Annotated in this window: 15 protein-coding genes; 10 read left to right on the top strand and 5 right to left on the bottom strand. The window is 71.1% G+C overall.

Going from position 1 to position 16,389, the window contains the following annotated elements:
- Positions 1–41: 41 nt before the first annotated feature.
- Together AB4K12_RS03225 and AB4K12_RS03220 are read right to left on the bottom strand one after the other, a co-directional pair.
- Positions 42–1,511: a hypothetical protein gene (locus AB4K12_RS03225; RefSeq protein ID WP_368432691.1), complete on the bottom strand. Its 1,470-nt coding sequence runs from the start codon at positions 1,509–1,511 to the stop codon at positions 42–44.
- Positions 1,512–1,575: 64 nt separating this feature from the next.
- Complete coding sequence (locus tag AB4K12_RS03220; protein ID WP_368432690.1) at positions 1,576–2,970, bottom strand: hypothetical protein; 1,395 nt, start codon at positions 2,968–2,970, stop codon at positions 1,576–1,578.
- A gap of 428 nt (positions 2,971–3,398) precedes the next feature.
- Between AB4K12_RS03220 and AB4K12_RS03215 the strand changes: the two genes are divergently transcribed.
- From AB4K12_RS03215 to AB4K12_RS03190, 6 genes are all read left to right on the top strand, one after another.
- Entirely contained in the window at positions 3,399–4,046 is a 648-nt protein-coding gene (locus tag AB4K12_RS03215) for a class I SAM-dependent methyltransferase (RefSeq protein ID WP_368432689.1), read from the top strand.
- On the top strand, positions 4,033–5,241 hold the full coding sequence (locus tag AB4K12_RS03210) for a cytochrome P450 (protein ID WP_368432688.1): 1,209 nt from the start codon (positions 4,033–4,035) through the stop codon (positions 5,239–5,241). The genes AB4K12_RS03215 and AB4K12_RS03210 overlap by 14 nt, the downstream gene beginning before the upstream one ends.
- Complete coding sequence (locus AB4K12_RS03205) at positions 5,238–5,894, top strand: DUF6875 domain-containing protein (RefSeq protein ID WP_368432687.1); 657 nt, start codon at positions 5,238–5,240, stop codon at positions 5,892–5,894. Before AB4K12_RS03210 ends, AB4K12_RS03205 begins: the two co-directional genes overlap by 4 nt.
- The gene (locus AB4K12_RS03200; protein WP_368432686.1) at positions 5,891–6,916 is read left to right on the top strand and encodes a methyltransferase; all 1,026 of its coding nucleotides are present in this window, start codon (positions 5,891–5,893) and stop codon (positions 6,914–6,916) included. Before AB4K12_RS03205 ends, AB4K12_RS03200 begins: the two co-directional genes overlap by 4 nt.
- 193 nt (positions 6,917–7,109) lie before the next feature.
- Positions 7,110–7,847, top strand: a complete 738-nt coding sequence (locus AB4K12_RS03195) for a hypothetical protein (RefSeq protein WP_368432685.1) — start codon at positions 7,110–7,112, stop codon at positions 7,845–7,847.
- A gap of 139 nt (positions 7,848–7,986) precedes the next feature.
- Positions 7,987–8,418, top strand: a complete 432-nt coding sequence (locus AB4K12_RS03190) for a cupin domain-containing protein (protein ID WP_368432684.1) — start codon at positions 7,987–7,989, stop codon at positions 8,416–8,418.
- 24 nt (positions 8,419–8,442) lie between these two features.
- Here AB4K12_RS03190 and AB4K12_RS03185 read toward each other — a convergent pair whose 3' ends face one another.
- The gene (locus AB4K12_RS03185) at positions 8,443–8,979 is read right to left on the bottom strand and encodes a hypothetical protein (RefSeq protein WP_368432683.1); all 537 of its coding nucleotides are present in this window, start codon (positions 8,977–8,979) and stop codon (positions 8,443–8,445) included.
- A gap of 279 nt (positions 8,980–9,258) precedes the next feature.
- On the opposite strand from AB4K12_RS03185, the gene AB4K12_RS03180 reads away from it, so the two are divergent.
- Entirely contained in the window at positions 9,259–9,768 is a 510-nt protein-coding gene (locus AB4K12_RS03180; RefSeq protein WP_368432682.1) for an EF-hand domain-containing protein, read from the top strand.
- A 47-nt stretch (positions 9,769–9,815) separates the two neighbouring features.
- Here the strand turns inward: AB4K12_RS03180 and AB4K12_RS03175 are convergent, their stop codons facing one another.
- Positions 9,816–11,990 carry a hypothetical protein gene (locus AB4K12_RS03175; RefSeq protein ID WP_368432681.1) on the bottom strand — a complete coding sequence of 725 codons (2,175 nt, stop codon included), beginning with the start codon at positions 11,988–11,990 and terminating at the stop codon, positions 9,816–9,818.
- Positions 11,991–12,330: 340 nt separating this feature from the next.
- Here AB4K12_RS03175 and AB4K12_RS03170 point away from each other — a divergent pair, with 340 nt between their 5' ends.
- From AB4K12_RS03170 to AB4K12_RS03160, 3 genes are all read left to right on the top strand, one after another.
- Positions 12,331–12,648, top strand: a complete 318-nt coding sequence (locus AB4K12_RS03170; RefSeq protein WP_368432680.1) for a hypothetical protein — start codon at positions 12,331–12,333, stop codon at positions 12,646–12,648.
- Positions 12,649–12,740: 92 nt separating this feature from the next.
- Positions 12,741–13,169 carry an Rrf2 family transcriptional regulator gene (locus AB4K12_RS03165; RefSeq protein WP_368432679.1) on the top strand — a complete coding sequence of 143 codons (429 nt, stop codon included), beginning with the start codon at positions 12,741–12,743 and terminating at the stop codon, positions 13,167–13,169.
- Between the two features lie 110 nt (positions 13,170–13,279).
- Positions 13,280–14,284 (top strand): zinc-binding alcohol dehydrogenase family protein, encoded by a 1,005-nt coding sequence (locus tag AB4K12_RS03160; RefSeq protein ID WP_368432678.1) that lies wholly within the window; start codon positions 13,280–13,282, stop codon positions 14,282–14,284.
- 69 nt (positions 14,285–14,353) lie between these two features.
- Here the strand turns inward: AB4K12_RS03160 and AB4K12_RS03155 are convergent, their stop codons facing one another.
- Positions 14,354–16,384, bottom strand: coding sequence for a prolyl oligopeptidase family protein (locus AB4K12_RS03155; protein ID WP_368432677.1), 2,031 nt, complete (start codon positions 16,382–16,384; stop codon positions 14,354–14,356).
- Positions 16,385–16,389 lie beyond the last annotated feature (5 nt).

Genomic DNA, 16,389 nt, shown 5'->3' with positions numbered 1-16,389 from the left:
CACGCCCCTGGTGCCTACGGTCCCTACGGTTCCTTCAGTCGCTACGGAATGCGGAAGTCGTTCGACAGCGCGACGTCGAGCGACAGGTCGAGCTGGCGGTCCATGAAGTCGAAGACGGTTTCGATGATCTCGGCGGCCATGTCGCGCTGATCGGGCGTGACCGGGTCATGGGTGAAATGGGGCGCGGCGACCTGTCGGCGCCCGGCGAGGTAGTCGAGGCGCAGGCCGGTGGCGGCCTCGGCCTCCACCGCCAGGGGCCGGGTGCTGTCCAGGAGTACGTCGGCGGCCGCCGCCATGGCGCCGGTCAGCCAGAGGCGGAGCATCGGGTCGGAATGGGCGGTGGCGAGCTGCGTGGTCGTGACCCGGTGGTGGCGGTGGATGTCCATGGTCCGGCTGAGGTAGTAGAACTCGAGGGTGTCGCCGGCGTTCCAGCCGAGCAGCTCGTCGAGGCCGAGCTGTTTCCAGTCGTTGAGGAAGAGCGCGTTGCGGGCGGTCAGTTCGTCGGCCCAGGCGTTGACGGCGCGCTCCGGTGCGGAGGCGGGCTCGGCGTAGCCGATGGCGTAGCGGTTGAGGTCGCGGTAGCCCATGACGTCGATCGCCCACAGGGGCAGGAAGCGCTGGAGGGCCTGCAGTGCGGAGATCCTGCCGCCTCGGTGGCCGAGCCATGTGTGGAACGGGTGCGCGGCGTGCCGGGCCCTGCGCTCGTGCAACAGGTGGTGCAAGGGCTTCTGGGTGGGGTGGACGGGCCCGGTGGTGGGCGTGACACCGCCGGTGGGTTCGGCCGGCCGGGGGGCGGCGGGAGGGTGCGGGGGGAGGCCCGTCGCGACGTGCCGCAGCGCGTAGGCGTGGATCCCGTCGAGGATCTCTCCGAAGACGCCGACCATGACGTCGGCCAGCTCACGGGCCCGGCGTCGGCGCCCGTCGTCCAGCACCAGCGACTCGAAGACCCCTTCCGCACCCTCCCCCTCCGCCTCGATGTGGTGCGCACCGAAATAGCGCATGGTCAGGCCCGTCCGGTCCGACAGCCTCGAGGCGACGGCGGAGATGTGGGTGAAGAACAGGTCCCGTGCGCACAGCTCGCCGACCTGGGCGTGTGCGAAGCGCAGCAGCGGGTCCCCGCGGTCGGCGGCCGCGATCGACAGGAAGTACATGCAGTGGCCGCGGATCACCTCGTTGGTCTCGGCCTGGAACAGCCACCACAGGGTGTCGGAGGCGTCCCACCCCAGGCGGCGGTCGAGCCCGAGCCGCCTCCAGTCCTCGAGGAACAGCCGGGAGTGGGTCTGGTCCTCGAAGGTGTGGACGTTGATGCCGCGCTCCAGGTCGTCGGCGGCGTGCGGGTAGCGCAGGACCCACTTGTTCACGTCCCGGAAGCCCAGCGCCACGGTGGCCACGCTGGGCAGGATCATCAGGCGTTCCTTCAGCGGCGTCTCGTCCGAGGCCAGCCAGGAGAACAGCGGGTGGCCGTCGAGGGCCGCGACGCGCTGCTCGACGTACGCCAGGAGGTCTTTCACGGTGCCTCGCTCCTTCCGGTCACGTCGGCCGGGGCGGCCAGGTCTGCCGGGTCGGGCAGGCCGGTCACGGGATGTCGAACTTGTTCGACAAGGCGACGTCGAGGGAGATGTCGAGCTGCTCGTCCGCGGCGTCGAAGACAGTCTCGATCATCTCCGCCGCCACCTCGCGCCCGGCCGGGTCCATGGGCCGGTCCTTGAAGCCGGCCGCGAGTCCTGCGGGCGACGCCGGCGGCCGGTGCGCGATCTCGTGGCGGTCGCCGAGGTAGTCCAGGCGTACGTCCGTGCCGGCCTCCACCTCGTCGGCCAGCGCCTTGGTCTGCCGGAAGAACGGCTCGCCGCTGGTCTCCAGGGCGTGCATGAGCCACAGCCGCAGCAGCGGATCGTCGTGGCCGACGGCGAGCTCGGTGAACCGGACGATGTTGCGCCGGTGCACGTCGGTCTGCGGGTCCAGGTAGCAGAACTCCAGGGTCCGGCTGCTGTTCCACCCGAGGATCTCGTCGAGTCCGAGCTGCTTCCAGTCCTCGAGGTAGAGGCTGTTGTGGGTGGTGAGGTCGTCGACCCAGGCGTTGACCGTGCGGTGGAGGTCGCCGGCCGGTTCGGCGTAGCGCAGGGCGTAGCGGTTGAGGTCGCGGTAACCCATGACGTCCATCGCCCACATGGGGATGAAGCGCTGGAGGGCCTGGAGCGCGGAGATCCGGTCGCTTCGGTTCCTGAGCCATAAGTAGAAGGGATGCGTCTCGCTGCGCTTCCGGCGTTCCCTCAGGAGTTTCTCGAGGGATGCCTGGCTGGAATGGACGGGTCCGTCGGTGCGGGGGCGCAGAACCGGAATGTTGTTCGCGACCCGTGTGACCGGCGGGTGGACGGGAGGGCGTGGCGGGTTTCCCGTCGCGATGTGTTCCTTCGCGTAGAGCAGCCACATGTCGAGCTGGGCGGAGAAGATGTCGTATATCGCGTCGGCCAGTTCCAGGGCACGCGCCCGGTTCCGCTCGTCGAGCCGCTGCCGTGTGAAGAGCTCTTCGCAGTCCATATGGCCCGATTCGAGGACCAGGTGAAAGGGCCCCACATAGGGAAGCTCGATTCCGGTCCGCTCGGTGAACCGAATCGCGATCTTGGAGGCGTGCTGGAAGAAGACCGACCCGAGTGCCTCCATCATCTCCGACTGGGCGAAGCGCAGCAGGGGGTCCTTGGCGTCGGCGGTGGCCATCGACAGGAAGTAGACGCCGTGGCCGCGGGCCACCTCGTTGGCCTCGGAAAGGAACAGCCACCACAGGGTGTCGGAGGCCTTCCAGCCCAGGCGCTCGTCCAGGCCGAGCCGCTTCCAGTCCTCGAGGAACAGCCGGGAGTGGGTCTGGTCCTCGAAGGTGTGGACGTTGATGCCGCGTTCCAGGTCGTCGGCGGCCTCCGGATATCGGAACACCCACTTGTTCACGTCCCGGAATCCCATCGAGAACGTGGCCATGGCCGGCAGGATCAGTAGGGAATCCGGCATCGGCGTTTCGTCGGAGTTCATCCATGTGTACAGAGGGTGCCGATCGAGATCCGCTTGTCGTTTCGCCACCAGTCGTAGCACGCTCTCCACAGGAGGACCTTTCTTCTCCGGCCGGTGCGGGGCCTCACGAACTCCAGCCAATTCTCGGCACGTACTCAGGCGGGCGGCATCTTCGCATGTGCGCCCTTTTACCTCCTCTTCCCTCCTGGATCCGGCGCTCGATGGTGCGTATGAGCCGCCGCGTTCGCCCCCACCACGCCCGCCTCCCGTGCGCCGGGTGAGGTCCCTGGGCACGGCCGGCCTGTCCGAGCACCGAGTGCCTCGTTCACCGGACCCACCCGACCCGCCGCACGTGAGGAGATGCCTCCGGTGGGTGGGCCGGATTAACGTCCGGGGACATGCATCCCCGCTACAGGCACGCCGCGTCCATTTACGACAAGGCTTTTCCTGTCTTCTCCTTCGGCGCCGGTCCGAGGATCCACCGGATGGTCGCGCAGGCCGTTCCGGTTCGACCCGGGGCCACCGTCGTCGACATCGGGTGCGGGACGGGTCTGATGCTGGCGATGCTCCGCGAGCGCGTCGGCCCGCAGGGGAAGGTCATCGGAATCGACATGACCGAGCCCATGCTCGACCGGGCGCGGCGGCGCGTGGCCGAGGAGGGCTGGAAGAACGTCGAGCTGTACCGCGCGGACATGACCGGGTTCGATCCGGGCATCGCGGTCGATGCCGTCGTGTTCGCGCTCAGTCTCAGCGCCTCGCGGCCGGCGGAGGTCTTCCACCGCACGCTCCGCTATCTACGGCCCGGCGGGAGCATGGTGATAGCCGACGGTATTCCGGCGCACGGCCGCTGGTACCACCCGGCCGTCAACCTCTACGCGCGTTTCAGGGCCCCGTTGGTGGGGTCGGACCTGGGACGCGCCGCAGAGATCGCCCGGCTGGCGCACGAACACCTCGTGGACGTCCGTACGAACGTCATCTGGGCGGGCCTCTACACGATCGTCAGCGGCCGTGCGCCCAGTGAAGGAGACCGGCATGTCGGTTCATGAGCCGCCGGAGTTGTTCGGCCCAGAATTCACCCGCGATCCCTATCCGACGTACGCCTGGCTGCGCGAGCACAGTCCGGTGCACCGCTTCACGCTGCCGCAGGGCATGCCCGCCTGGCTGATCACCCGTCATGACGACGTGCGGAAGTGGCTCGCCGATCCTCGGCTGGCCAAGAACCTGGAGCGGTTCCTGCCGGAGGAGGCGCTGCCCAGCCGGAACCTGCGCGATGTGCTCACCCGGAACATGCTGGCCAGCGACCCTCCCGCGCACACCCGTCTGCGGCGGCTGGTCGCGAAGGTGTTCACCGCCCGCCGCGTCCAGTCGCTGCGCCCTCGCATCACGCAGGTCACCGACGAGGTCCTGGACCGGATGGGCACGGCCGGCGAGACGGACCTGATCGACACGTTGGGGGCGCTGCCGATCACGATCATCTACGAGCTGCTCGGCGTGCCGATGCGCGACTGGGAGACGTTCCGCAAGTGGTCCGTCCTCGGCTCCGACGAACAGTCCACCGGCAGCGAGGAGTTCGAGACGGCCACCGAGGCGCTGAAGTCCTACACCCAGGACCTCATCGCGGACAAGCGCGTCACGCCGGGCGAGGACCTGCTCTCCGACCTCATCGTCACCCGTGACAACGGCGAAGGCCTCTCCGACGACGAACTGGTCGCCATGGTGTTCCTGCTGCTCCTCGGCGGCCAGGAGACCACCATCAGCCTCATCGGCGCCACGGTCCACCACCTGCTCCGGAATCCGGACCAGCTCGACCTCCTGCGCAAGGAACCGGAGCGGCTGCCGGCGGCGATCGAGGAGGTACTGCGCTACGACGGCCCGGCCATGAACGCGAGCATGCGCTTCGCCGTCGAGGACATCGAGGTGGAGGGCGTGGCCATCCCGGCGGGCGGCGTCGTCTTCCTCGGGCTGGGATCGGCCGGGCACGACCCGGAGCAGGTGCCCGACGCCGAACGCTTCGACATCCGCCGATCCGGCGTCAAACACCTCGCGTTCGGCCACGGAATCCACACCTGCATCGGATCGGCCCTGGCCAGGCTGGAGGGCGAGATCGCGATCGGCCGCCTGCTGGACCGTTACGCCGAGTTGCGGCTGGCCGTACCGCCGGAGGAGCTGAACTGGCGGCCGGGCATGCATTTCCGGGGGCCCGCCGAGCTTCCCGTCGTCTACCGGGCGAAGCCTCGATGACGCTCGACATCACCGTGGCCCCCGAGCCACCGCGGGACGGCCGCCTCGATCGCGACCTGTCGGCCGTGCTCGGCTGGCTGCGCGACGACGTGGGCGAACCCTCGGAGCACATCGGCCGGGCCGGGCCCGTCTGCCCGTTCGTTCCCGGGGCGCTCCACGCCGACGCCGTCCGCTTCAGCTTCCACTACGGCGTCGACGCGTGCGACGTCGACGCGCTGCGGCGCCTGGTCTCCTCCGAACTGCGCGCGTTCCAGCGGACGACGGAACCGCCGAAGAAGTCGGGTATCTCGCTGCACAGCCTGCTGGTCGTCCTGCCGGACGCCACCGAGGAGGGCTGGCGGCGGATCGACGAGAGCTACGGCACGCTCAAGGACCTGGCCGTCGGTGCGGGCCTGATGATCGGCCAGTTCCATCCGGCCTGCGCCGAACCCTCCGTACGCAACCCGTCCTTCCCCGTCTCCCGGTCGCCGCGCGCCCTCTACGCCATCCGGCACATGGCGCCGCACGACGCGCTGTTCCTGCATGTCGAACAGCGATGGTTCCGGACGTACGCGGCACGATTCGCCTCGCACGCCCGGCAGCCACGGACGGACCCGCTCGTCCACGAGCTGTACCGGAGCGCCCGCGAACGCCACGGAAGGAGACAGGAATGAACGTGGAGGGTGAGCAGCCGGCGGCCGTGCTGATGCGGCAGATGATCTTCGGCCAGCTGCTGTCCCGCGCCGTGTGCACGGCCGCCGAGCTCGGTCTCTCCGACCTGCTCGCCGACGGCCCGCTGACGGTCGCCGAGCTCGCCGCGCGTACCGGCGCCGACCCCCGGCGGTTGTCCCAGCTCATGCGCGGCCTGGCGGCGTTCGAGGTCTGCTCCGCCCGCGCCGACGGCTCGTACGAGCTCACCCCGCTCGGAGCCACGCTGCGCACCGGTGTACCGGGATCGGCGCTTCCCACCGCCCTGCTGGCGGCGGGCGAGATCGGTGCCGCCTGGGCGGGCATGGCCGACACGGTGCGTACGGGCAGGACGGCGTTCGACGAGCTGCTGGGCGCGAGCTTCTTCCAGCATCTCGGCCGCGACGGCCGGCTCCGTGAGCTGTTCGACCGGTCGCAGACCCACGACCAGGAGCTCGAGACCGACCACCTGCTGGCGGCCGTCGACTTCTCCGGACACCGCCGGATCGTGGACGTCGGCGGCGGCGACGGCGCGTTGCTCGCCCGCCTGCTCCAGGCCCATCCCCGCGCCGAGGGCGTCCTGCTGGACAGCCCCGAGGTCGTCGCGACCGCGCGGGCCCGTATGGCCCGCATGGGCCTGGGCGATCGCTGCTCGACGGTCGCCGGGGACTTCTTCTCCTCCGTACCGTCCGGCGGCGACCTCTACGTGCTCCGCCAGATCCTGCACGACTGGGACGACGAACACTGCGTCGAGCTGCTGCGCGTCTGCCGGCGGGCCATGCCCGCCCATGCCCGCCTCGTGGTCGTCGAGCGGCTCGCCGAGGACGACGGCACGGGGCAGGACGCGCGCTTCGCCGCGCTCATGGACCTCTACATGATGACCGTGCTCGGCGGCGAGGAACGCTCCGGTCGCGCGTTCGGCGACCTGCTCGGCAAGGCGGGGTTCACCGTCCGGGCCGTCGACCGCCTGCCCACGGCGGTCGCCGTGATCGACGCCCGCCCTGCGTGATCATGCGTGATCCCGGTGTCGCGAGGGGCGAGGGACCGCGGACAGCGCGCGCCTGCCGTAGTACATGCCTTGGGGTGGATTAGGGCCCGCAACTCGGTTGCCGGGCCCCGCGGTGTGCTCTGCTGAGCCCCAGGGCGGCTGTCGTCGCCCTGCTCTCCTTGCCGGACGAAGTCATCGGAGAAAGGGGAAAGTCGTGCGCCGTAAGGGATCCCTCAAGAAGTGGGTCGCCGCCGCCGTCAGCGCCGCCGCGCTGGTGCTCGCACAGGCACCGGCCTCCGCCCAGGCCCCTCAGCGATTGGCAGGCAACTACCTCAACGTGCACCAGTGCGTGTACTACTCGAGCAGCGCCACCGACCACCTCACCACCGTGGTACCGAGCCAGGACGGGCGGTTCGCCACCGGGACGAACACCTCCGATACCGCCGACTCGGGCGCCTCGTGCGGCGCCGGAGACGGGAACTACACGCTCATTCCCCTGCTCTCGGGTGCCAAGGCCCTCGACCGGAGAGCCGGACGCTACCTGAACCTGCACCAGTGCGTGTACTACTCCAGCAGTGCCAACAACCACTTCACCACCGTCGTGCCGAGCCAGGACGGGCGGTTCGCCACCGGGACGAACACCTCCGGCACCGCCGACTCGGGCCCCTCGTGCGGCGCCGGCGACGGGAACTACTCACTCATCCCCCTGCTGTCGAGCGTCAAGACGCTCGACCTGACCACAGGGCGCTATGTGAACCTGCACCAGTGCATGTACTACTCGAGCAGCGCCACCGACCACTTCACCACCGTCGCGCCGAGCCGCGACGGCCGGTTCGCGACCGGCACGAACATCGCCAACACCGCCGACACGTCGCCGTCGTGCGGCGCCGGAGACGGGAACTTCACGGTCGTCCCCATCCTGTCGGGCGCCAAGGCCCTCGATCTGGCCTAGCCCGCCCGCTCTCCCTCCGCACACGGCCGGCCGGGCATCGCGCCCGGCCGGCCGTTCGCGTGCTCGCGTCGTGCACTCCCCGACCACGACGCTGGCTCGAAGTGATCGAACGTCGCGTTGCGGCTGTTGTACTGCGCGCATGAGAGATCAAAAGCAGTGCACGGTCGTCCGTACCGGAGAGTACGAGGGGGTCCAGGGCGGCACGTTCGGTGCGGGCATCAGCGCCCAGTCGGCAGGGGCGGAGCGGCTGTGTCTCCACCGTCTCGTGATGCCCGCCGGCACCCGCGGCCGCCCTCACCTGCACGAGGGCCACGAATCGGCCATCTTCGTCCAGTCCGGGACGGTCGAGGTGTGGCACGGCGAGGGCCTGGCCGAGCATGTGGTCCTGCACGCGGGCGACTACATCCACATCCCCGCCGACACCCCGCACATGCCGGTGAACAGCGGCACGGAGGACATGGTGTGCGTGGTCGCCCGGACGGACCCGAACGAGCAGGAGGGCGTCCGGCTGCTGGAACTCCCGGCCTGGCTGGAATCCCAGCTCGGCCCGCTGCTCGTCGGAGCCGGCTGAGCCACCCGGCTGGGAGGTCGGGGGTCAGGAGCGGATTTCCAGCTGTGCCCGCCCGGTGCTTCCCCGCAAGCCCGAGGTGAGGCATTCCGTGGGCGGCTGCTCGGGGAGCGCGGACACGACCCGCCGCGCGGCCTGCCCCGCGCCCCGTCCTCCGGCGACCCGGCCCGACAGCTCGACGAGGAGGGCGCCAGCGACGCGGGAGGTCGTCACCCGGTCGTAGACGATCGACGACTTGCGGCCGTCGGCGTACTTGACTGTTTCCGTCGCACGGGTGCTGGCCACTGTGAGGCAGGAGGCACCCGGCGACACCGCGTCCAGCGAGCCGGTGGCCGGCAGGTTCACCCCGGTGGCGAGGTTGCACAGGTACCGTGCGTCCGTATGGACGCGGGCCACCCGGGGTTGGAGGGTCAGGGGCGGGTCGTAGGTGCTGTCGCTCCTCCCCACGCAGGTGATGGTTCCTCTTCTGCCCTCGTGGGCCCCGGTGGCCGGGGCCGCCGTCCAGGACGAGCCCACCAGGACCAGGGCACTCAACGCCACCGCCGCACCGCGCCTGCCGGACATACGACCTCCAAGAATCCCGAACCGCTACCGGCCACTACCGGCTCCTCACTACCCCCCGTTCATCCCTGAACGCCCTCGCCGTCCCGGCTTCCGCAGCGCCCCGGCCGCGCGGGCATCGCCCCGCGCGCCGTCGCAGACGGCGCCGGCACCCCCCTCGCGCCACTGGCGACGCAGCGCTCAGCGCACGGCGCCTTGGTCGCAGCCGCATGGAACCGGAAGTTCCGGGTAGGGACAGCCCGCGTTTCCCCTCCCCCGATGTCAGAGCAGGAGAGAACTCCGGTGAACCACTCGACCGCAAAGGGCCGCGTCTTCGTCATGCTGGACGCGGACGGCGACGGGGTCATCTCCCAGCAGGATTACCTCTCCCGGACCGAGCGGGTCGCTCTGGCGACGGGACGCGAGGCCGACGACCCCCTCGTCGTCACCGCCCGGGCGTCCGGGGAGCGGGCCTGGGCGTCGATGGACGCGAACGGCGACGGAAGGGTGACCTTCGAGGAGTACGCGGCATGGGCGGGCGCCGAGGCGTTCGAGAGCGTCTGCAGGGGCACGCTCGCGGCGCTGTTCGACCTCGCCGACGCCGACGAGGACGGCGCGCTGGACCGGTCGGAGTTCACCGCGCTGCGCGAGGCACTGGGCAACCCGGCCGGCAACGCCGACGCGGCCTTCGACGCGCTGGACAGCGACGGCGACGGCCGCGTCGGTCGTGACGACTACCTGGCGTCCATCCGGGCCCATGTCATCGGTGAGGGCTCGCCCATGGGTGACGCCTTGTACGGCGCCGGGAGTTGAGGGCGGCGCCGGGAGTCGAGAACGGCGACACCCCCGGGGCCCCCGGCTCAGGCCTCGCCGCCCGGCATCAGATCCAGCGCGCCGAAGGCGTCCGCGACCCGGGAGCGCTCGCCCGCGTCCAGGGCCGTGCTCAGGCTGTCGCCGCTGTCCAGCCTGCGCAGCCGGTCGACGGCCTCCTCGAGGTGGTAGGCGCCGCCGCCGAGCACGACCCACTTGCCGACCTCCGGGTGCATGACCAGGGCGGCGTCGCGGTTCTCGGCGCCGGTCGTGGGGCGGTCCACCCAGACGTCGCAGGTGCCGGTCACCGCGACCGGCAGGCCGCCGGCCGACCACGCGACCGTCACGGTCACGGTGTGCCGGCCCGGTCGTTCGAGCGGGAATCCGTCGGAGCTCCAGAAGACGCGGTAGTCGGCGGACAGGGAGGCGCCGGGCTCCAGCGGGGCCAGCTTCGCGCCCTCACAGCTGATGACGAACGGGCGGACCGGCCTGTCCTCCCCGCTCTCGTCGACGCTCGACATGGTGGTGAACAGCGCCTCCATGCGCAGGTCGTTGGGGACCGTCAGGGCGGCGCCGGAGGTGTTGGTCAGCTTCCAGGAGACGGTGACGGGTGCGCCCAGCGGGGCGTGGTCGGTCTCGGCGCCGACCTCGAACCGCAGCTCGTTCGGGTAGAAGAGGTTGCGGTCGGATGCCTGCGGGGCGCCGGAGGGGAACCAGGCGCCGAACGGCCAGCCGCCGGGGCGTATCACCGGGTCGGGCATGTGCGCCAGGTGGTTGCGCACGGTGGTGTTGAAGCCGAGGTTGATCTGGTCGGGGAACACCCCGGGTGCGCCGGTCGTGGGTCCCCCCAGGACGTCGGCCACGCTCGGTGTGGTGGTCATGATCGAGTTGTCCGCCGCGGTCTCGGACTCCTGGTGGATCTGGTTGAAGGCGTGGGTCACCTCATGCATGGCCGAGCGCAGGTAGGCGCGCGGGGTGTTGCGCTGCTGCTGGTTCTCCGCGGCCCCGAAGTTCGAGGAGTCGGAGCTGGGGTAGCCGTCGTCGCTGAAGCTGGCGGCCCCCTCGCGCGGCACGCCGATCTGGTCGTACATGACGCCGCGCGAGCAGCCCATGGTCGCCGGGACGACGACGAGGTGGGTGCGCCATTCGGCGTCCAGGTCGGTGCCGGCCTTGCGTACGCTCGTCATGAGCGCGTGCAGGTTGGCGGGCGTCCAGCAGACGTTGGGGTTGACGCCGGCGGGCGCCGGGATGTCCACCTGGTCCTCGGCGCGGTCGATGGTCAGTTGCCAGCCGGCCGTCGCGTAGAGGGTCTCGAAGAACTCCGTACCGGTGCCGGCCGCGTCGGGGACCGGCTGGGGGGCGACGGCTCCCCTGAGGGTGTCGATCTCGAGCACGGCACGGCGCAGGAAGCTCGAGACCCACGTCAGGGTGACGGACCCCCGGTCGGTGCCGCCCTCGAGGACGCGGCCTTCGAACCTCGGCCCCGAGGGGATCGGCGTGGGGAAGGTGCCCGGGACCTGCTGGAGGACGAACGTCAGGGACCGGCTGGGCGAGTCCGGGAAGGAGCCCTGGAACGAACCCGCCGACGGCTGGGTGTAGTCGAACTCGTCCACGTCGACGGTGACCGTGCACGGCCGCCCCGGCACGGTGAACGGCGGCACCACCAGGCGCGTGCCCTTGAGGTAGGAGCGGTACCGGTCACGGGGGAAGACCGGTACCTGTCGCAGGAGGGGGAACGACGAGTCCCCTCGGCTGGCCGCCGCGGCGGCGGATTCGCCGGCGGCGCCGGGGATCACGGGGCTGTCCTGGTCGGGTACGGCACCGGGGGGCGAGGCCGCGCCCGGGCCGCCCGCGAGCGGGTTCGCCACGGTCGGCGGCTGCCGGTACAGGTCACCGCTGACGATCACCCCGTCGGGCCCGGCGGACGGCGCCGCGCGGTCGACGCGCAGGGTGCCGACGGTGCTCTGGAGGGAGGCGGGGCTCGGGCGGATCGTCACCTGGTAGCAGCCGTCGCGGAAGTCCAGGCGGCAGGGCAGGAGGGGTGGGATCGGAGGGAGCGGGGGCGTGGCGGGGGTGTCGGCGTTCACGCCGTGTGCGCCCGGAGGGCCCGGCAGCTCGTTCTCGACCGTGATCGGCGCGGCGACGGGCGCTCCGGCCGGCGCGACGTCGGCACTGTTCGGCAGCAGGTGGGGGTCGACGTAAGGCTGCGGTTCCCGGTCACACATGGTGCCCTCCTGGATCCGATGCACGGGATGGCCCGCTGTACGGGATGGTCCGGTACGCGGGATGGACGTCCCCCCGCCTTTACCGACCCCCCGCAATCTCCCCCGGCCTCCCCCGACCGACCGCCGCGCCCCCGGTTATGCGGGCGGGATGCGCCGGGATCTTCCGCCCGTCCAGCCTGCGCCGGGTGAGGAAGCGCGGCAACATGGAGGGTGCGGGCACCGGGCAGGGGCGATCGGGCCACCTGCCCGACGGGGGCGAACCTGCCGATTGCCCGGCGAGGGCGAGCCTGCCGGTCGCCCAGCGGGGCGGACCTCGACCACCACCGACGATCGGCCTGACTTGACCATGACGGATCCGGGCGCATCGGAGCCCCGCCTCATCGCGGGCCGCTGGCGCCGCGTCTCGCGCTCCGAGTGCGCCCGCACGTACCCGGCCGAGCTCACCGTCGGTCCTGGTTCCCGCTACCTCGGGAGGCGCGACCCCGACCAGGGGTTGCCGGTGTGGGACGTGGGCACGGCCCGGATGCCGGACGAGACGACGTTGGTGATGAGCACCTCCAGCGACGAACTCGTCAGCTACGCGATCGAGGTCGCAGCCGACCGGTTCACGGTGACCGCTCCGGACGGCTGCGTGGTCGTCTTCGAGCGGCAGGCGTGAGCCCAGCCCACCCGCAGCGTTCCATGGTGAGGAAGCGACTCGTCCTTGACGATCTACAGTTGTAACTGAGATTGTTCTTTCAAGGGGGTGTCATGGCCGCGAACAGCAGGCTCACCGTCGCCGTCCACGTACTGGCGTGGATGGCGCTGGTGCACGGGCGAGGCAGGGACCTTGTCACGTCGGAGCAGGCGGCCGACAGCGTGAACACCAACCCGGTCGTCATCCGGCGCAGCCTCGGCGCGCTGCGCGAGGCCGGGCTGGTCGAGGTCCGCCACGGCGCCGGAGCCGGCTGGCGGCTGGCGCGCGAGCCGGAGTCGATCACCTTGCTGGACGTCTACCGGGCGGTCGAGGACGAGCCGTTGTTCGGTCTGCACCGCAGCGAGCCGAACCCCGAGTGCCCGGTGGGGGCGGGTATCCAGCCCGCGCTTCGGCAGGCCTACGGCGAGGTCGAGGAAGCGGCGCGCAGCGCCCTGGGCGGGACGACGATCGCCGACGTGCTGCGCGAGACGCTGTCGGCGTAGCTCCACCCGCGGACGCCCGCCACTCGCGTCGCCGAGGAACCACCCACCTCGTCACTTGCCACACGCTTTGCTGTAACAAGAATTGTTGTCTCAAATGGAGGGGGAACCCGGTGCACGCGATCCAGTACCGAGAGCACGGAGGCTACGACAGGCTCCGCCTGGTCGAGATGGAGGTTCCCGAACCGGCGCCCGGCCAGGCGCTGGTACGGGTGACCGTCGGCACGGTCAGCCCGCTGGACGACACCGTGCGCGCGGGCCGCATGTCACCGTCCCTGCGCAAGCCGCTGCCCATCATTCCGGGCGGAGCCGCCGTCGGCGTGGTGGCCGAGGCAGGAACGAGCGGCTTGGCCGAGGGCACCCGCGTGGCGATCCACGGACAGGGACGCGGTCTGAGCACGGACGGCACCTGGCGGGAGTACGTCGCGGAGTACCCCGAGGCGCTCACGCCGCTGCCCGACGAGGTCGACGACCGGCAGATGGCCGCGATGCTCGCCGGAGCCGGATACTCCACCGCCTATCTCGCGCTCACCGAACTGGTCGGCTTCCGGCCCGGACAGAGCATCCTCGCACCGGGTGTCGGCGGCGCGGTCGGGATGGGAGCCGCGCACGTCGCCGCGCGGCTGGGTGCCTCGACGGTGATCTCCACGGCCGGCCGCACCGAGAAGGCCGAGCAGGCCAGGGCGGCCGGATTCGCCTATGTCATCGACCTGTCGCGGGAGTCCCTGCGCGACGGCGTGGCGCGGCTCACCGACGGCAGGGGCGTCGACGTCGTCCTCGACGGCGTCGCCGGCCCGCTGCTCGGCGACGCCCTCGCCGCCCTGGCCCACGGCGGCGACTACATCGCCGTCGGCTACTCCGGAGGCACCCGCGGCACGGTCGACGTGACCGACCTGATCTGGAAGACCGCCCGCATGCACGGCTACAAGTTCGACATGTTCCCGGACGCGGCGGTGCGCGCCGCACGGCTGACCCTGCTCGACTGGCTGGCCGACAAGCGGCTCGAGCCCGTCGTCGCGAGGGAGTTCCCGCTGTCGCGGGCGGCCGAGGCGCAGCGCCACCTGATGGAGGACAGGCCCTTCGGGCGGGTGCTGCTGACCATGGACGGCGAGGACTGAAGCACCGGTCGGGAAAGGCGGCCCGCAGCGGGTGCGGAGCCGTGGACGCCCGAGCGGGCCGCGAAGCCCTCAGTCGGCCGCCAGCTCCTGCCAGAGGAAGGTGTACATCAGGGCCTCGTTGAACGCGGCCTGTTCGTGGTCGGACGCACCGCTGTGGCCGCCTCCGGGGTTCTCGTGGAAGAGCACCCGGTGGCCCATGTCCCGCAGGCGCGCGGCCGTTTTGCGTGCGTGGGCGGGGTGCACCCGGTCGTCCCGGGTGGACGTCAGGAGCAGGACCGGCGGGTAGAGGTGGTCCGCGCGGAGGTTGTGGTACGGCGAGAGGCGTGCCAGGTGCGCCCGGTCCTCGGGGTCGTCGGGGTCTCCGTACTCGGCGATCCAGCTGGCTCCGGCGAGCAGCCGGTGGAAGCGCAGGAGGTCGAGTATCGGCACCTGGGCGACGACGGCCCCGAAGAGGTGGGGGTAGCGGGTGAGCATGGCGCCCATCAGCAGTCCGCCGTTGCTGCCGCCGGTGACGCCCAGTTTCGAGGGGACGGTGATGCCCCGGTCGACGAGGTCGCGGGCGACGGCGGCGAAGTCCTGGAAGGACCGCTCCCGGCCGGCCTTGAGGGCGCTGCGGTGCCAGCGCGGCCCGTACTCTCCGCCGCCCCGGATGTTGGCGACGACGTAGGTGCCGCCCTGGGCGAGCCAGGCCCGTCCGGTGACGCCGCTGTAGTAGGGGGTCAGCGAGGTCTGGAAGCCGCCGTATCCGGTGAGCAGCGTGGGGCCTTCGGGGGCGTCCGGGCCGACCACGAAGTACGGGACGCGGGTGCCGTCCCGTGACGTCGCGAAGTGCTGGCGCACGGTCATCCCGGCGGTGTCGAACCACGCGGGGGCCCGCTTGACCTCCTCCCTGTCCCGCCCGATCTCGCCGCGGTAGAGGGTGGAGGGCCGCAGGTGGCCGGCGACGTCCAGGAAGTACTCGTCGCCCGTGTCGGGATCGGTGTCGGTGATCGTCACGGCGGTCAGGGGCGGGACGTCCGTCAGCGGCTCGTGGGACCAGTCGCCGTCGGGGCCCGGGGTGCACACGCGTACACGGGTGGCCACGTCCGTGAGGGTTTCGACGATCAGGTGGTTACGGGTCCAGGTGTACCCGACGAGCGAGGTGTGCGCGTCCGGCGTGAACAGGACGGTCGCGGTCCGGTCGCCGGCCATGAAGGAGTCGAAGGGGAAGGCGAGCAGGGATCCCGCCGGGTGCTCGAGCCAGGGCGACTCGGGCGTCACCAGCAGCCATGCGCGGTGGACGTCCTTGCCCGCGTCGTCCGGAACGTCGATCTTCACGGGAACGCCGTGGTCGGTGAGCAGGAACATCTCGTGGTGCCAGAAGTCCGCGTACCGGGCGACGAAGTCGCGTTCGAACCCTTCGGTGGGGTCGTGCCAGGCCGCGGCGCACAGATCCCGCTCCGACACCTCGTACACCGGCTCCGCGTCGGCCAGCGGAACGCCGCGCCGCCAGCGCCGGAACGTGCGCGGATACCCCGACGTCGTCATCGACGCCGGGCCGAAGTCCGTGCCCACGAAGACGTGATCGCGGTCGATCCAGCCGATCTGCGTCTTCGCCTCGGGCACGTGGAAGCCGTCGTCGACGAAGGCCTTGGTGTCCAGGTCGAACTCGCGCACCACGACGGCGTCCGCGCCGTCGCGCGAGAGCTTGACCAGCGCACGGCGGAAGTCCGGCCGGAGCAGCAGGCACCCGTCCCACACCCACGGCTCCCCCTCGGCCTCGGCCAGGGCGTCGAGGTCGAGCAGGACCTCCCACGCCGGCCGCTCCTCGCGGTACTCCTCCAGCGTCGTACGGCGCCACCGGCCCCGCACGGAGTCGGCGTCCTGCCAGAAGTTGTAGAGGTGGGGGCCTCGGCGGCCGGCGTAGGGAATCCGCGAGCTGTCGTCCATGACCTCCCGCAGCCGCGCCGTCAGTCCCGGGAATCCGGGGACGCCGGTCAGCCGCGCGGCGGTTTCCGCGTTGCGCTCCCGCACCCAGGCGAGCGCGTCTTCGCCCGTGACATCTTCCAGCCACTCATAGGGATCGTCTTCCCGCCCCGCGTAAGGATCGTCATCGGCCACGTCGA

The sequence above is a fragment of the Streptomyces sp. C36 genome (assembly GCF_040932295.1).
Classification (GTDB): Bacteria; Actinomycetota; Actinomycetes; order Streptomycetales; family Streptomycetaceae; genus Streptomyces; species Streptomyces triculaminicus.
Note: the sequence above shows the minus strand (reverse complement) of the source record. Positions and strands in the feature narration are given on the sequence as shown.

Excerpts from the sequence above, each read along its gene's own strand:
- AB4K12_RS03210 (WP_368432688.1), top strand. The coding sequence starts at position 4,033 with ATGTCGGTTCATGAGCCGCCGGAGTTGTTCGGCCCAGAATTCACCCGC.
- AB4K12_RS03190 (WP_368432684.1), top strand. The coding sequence starts at position 7,987 with ATGAGAGATCAAAAGCAGTGCACGGTCGTCCGTACCGGAGAGTACGAG.
- AB4K12_RS03165 (WP_368432679.1), top strand. The coding sequence starts at position 12,741 with ATGGCCGCGAACAGCAGGCTCACCGTCGCCGTCCACGTACTGGCGTGG.
- AB4K12_RS03220 (WP_368432690.1), bottom strand. The coding sequence starts at position 2,970 with ATGGCCACGTTCTCGATGGGATTCCGGGACGTGAACAAGTGGGTGTTC.
- AB4K12_RS03200 (WP_368432686.1), top strand. The coding sequence starts at position 5,891 with ATGAACGTGGAGGGTGAGCAGCCGGCGGCCGTGCTGATGCGGCAGATG.
- AB4K12_RS03175 (WP_368432681.1), bottom strand. The coding sequence starts at position 11,990 with ATGTGTGACCGGGAACCGCAGCCTTACGTCGACCCCCACCTGCTGCCG.
- AB4K12_RS03185 (WP_368432683.1), bottom strand. The coding sequence starts at position 8,979 with ATGTCCGGCAGGCGCGGTGCGGCGGTGGCGTTGAGTGCCCTGGTCCTG.
- AB4K12_RS03215 (WP_368432689.1), top strand. The coding sequence starts at position 3,399 with ATGCATCCCCGCTACAGGCACGCCGCGTCCATTTACGACAAGGCTTTT.
- AB4K12_RS03205 (WP_368432687.1), top strand. The coding sequence starts at position 5,238 with ATGACGCTCGACATCACCGTGGCCCCCGAGCCACCGCGGGACGGCCGC.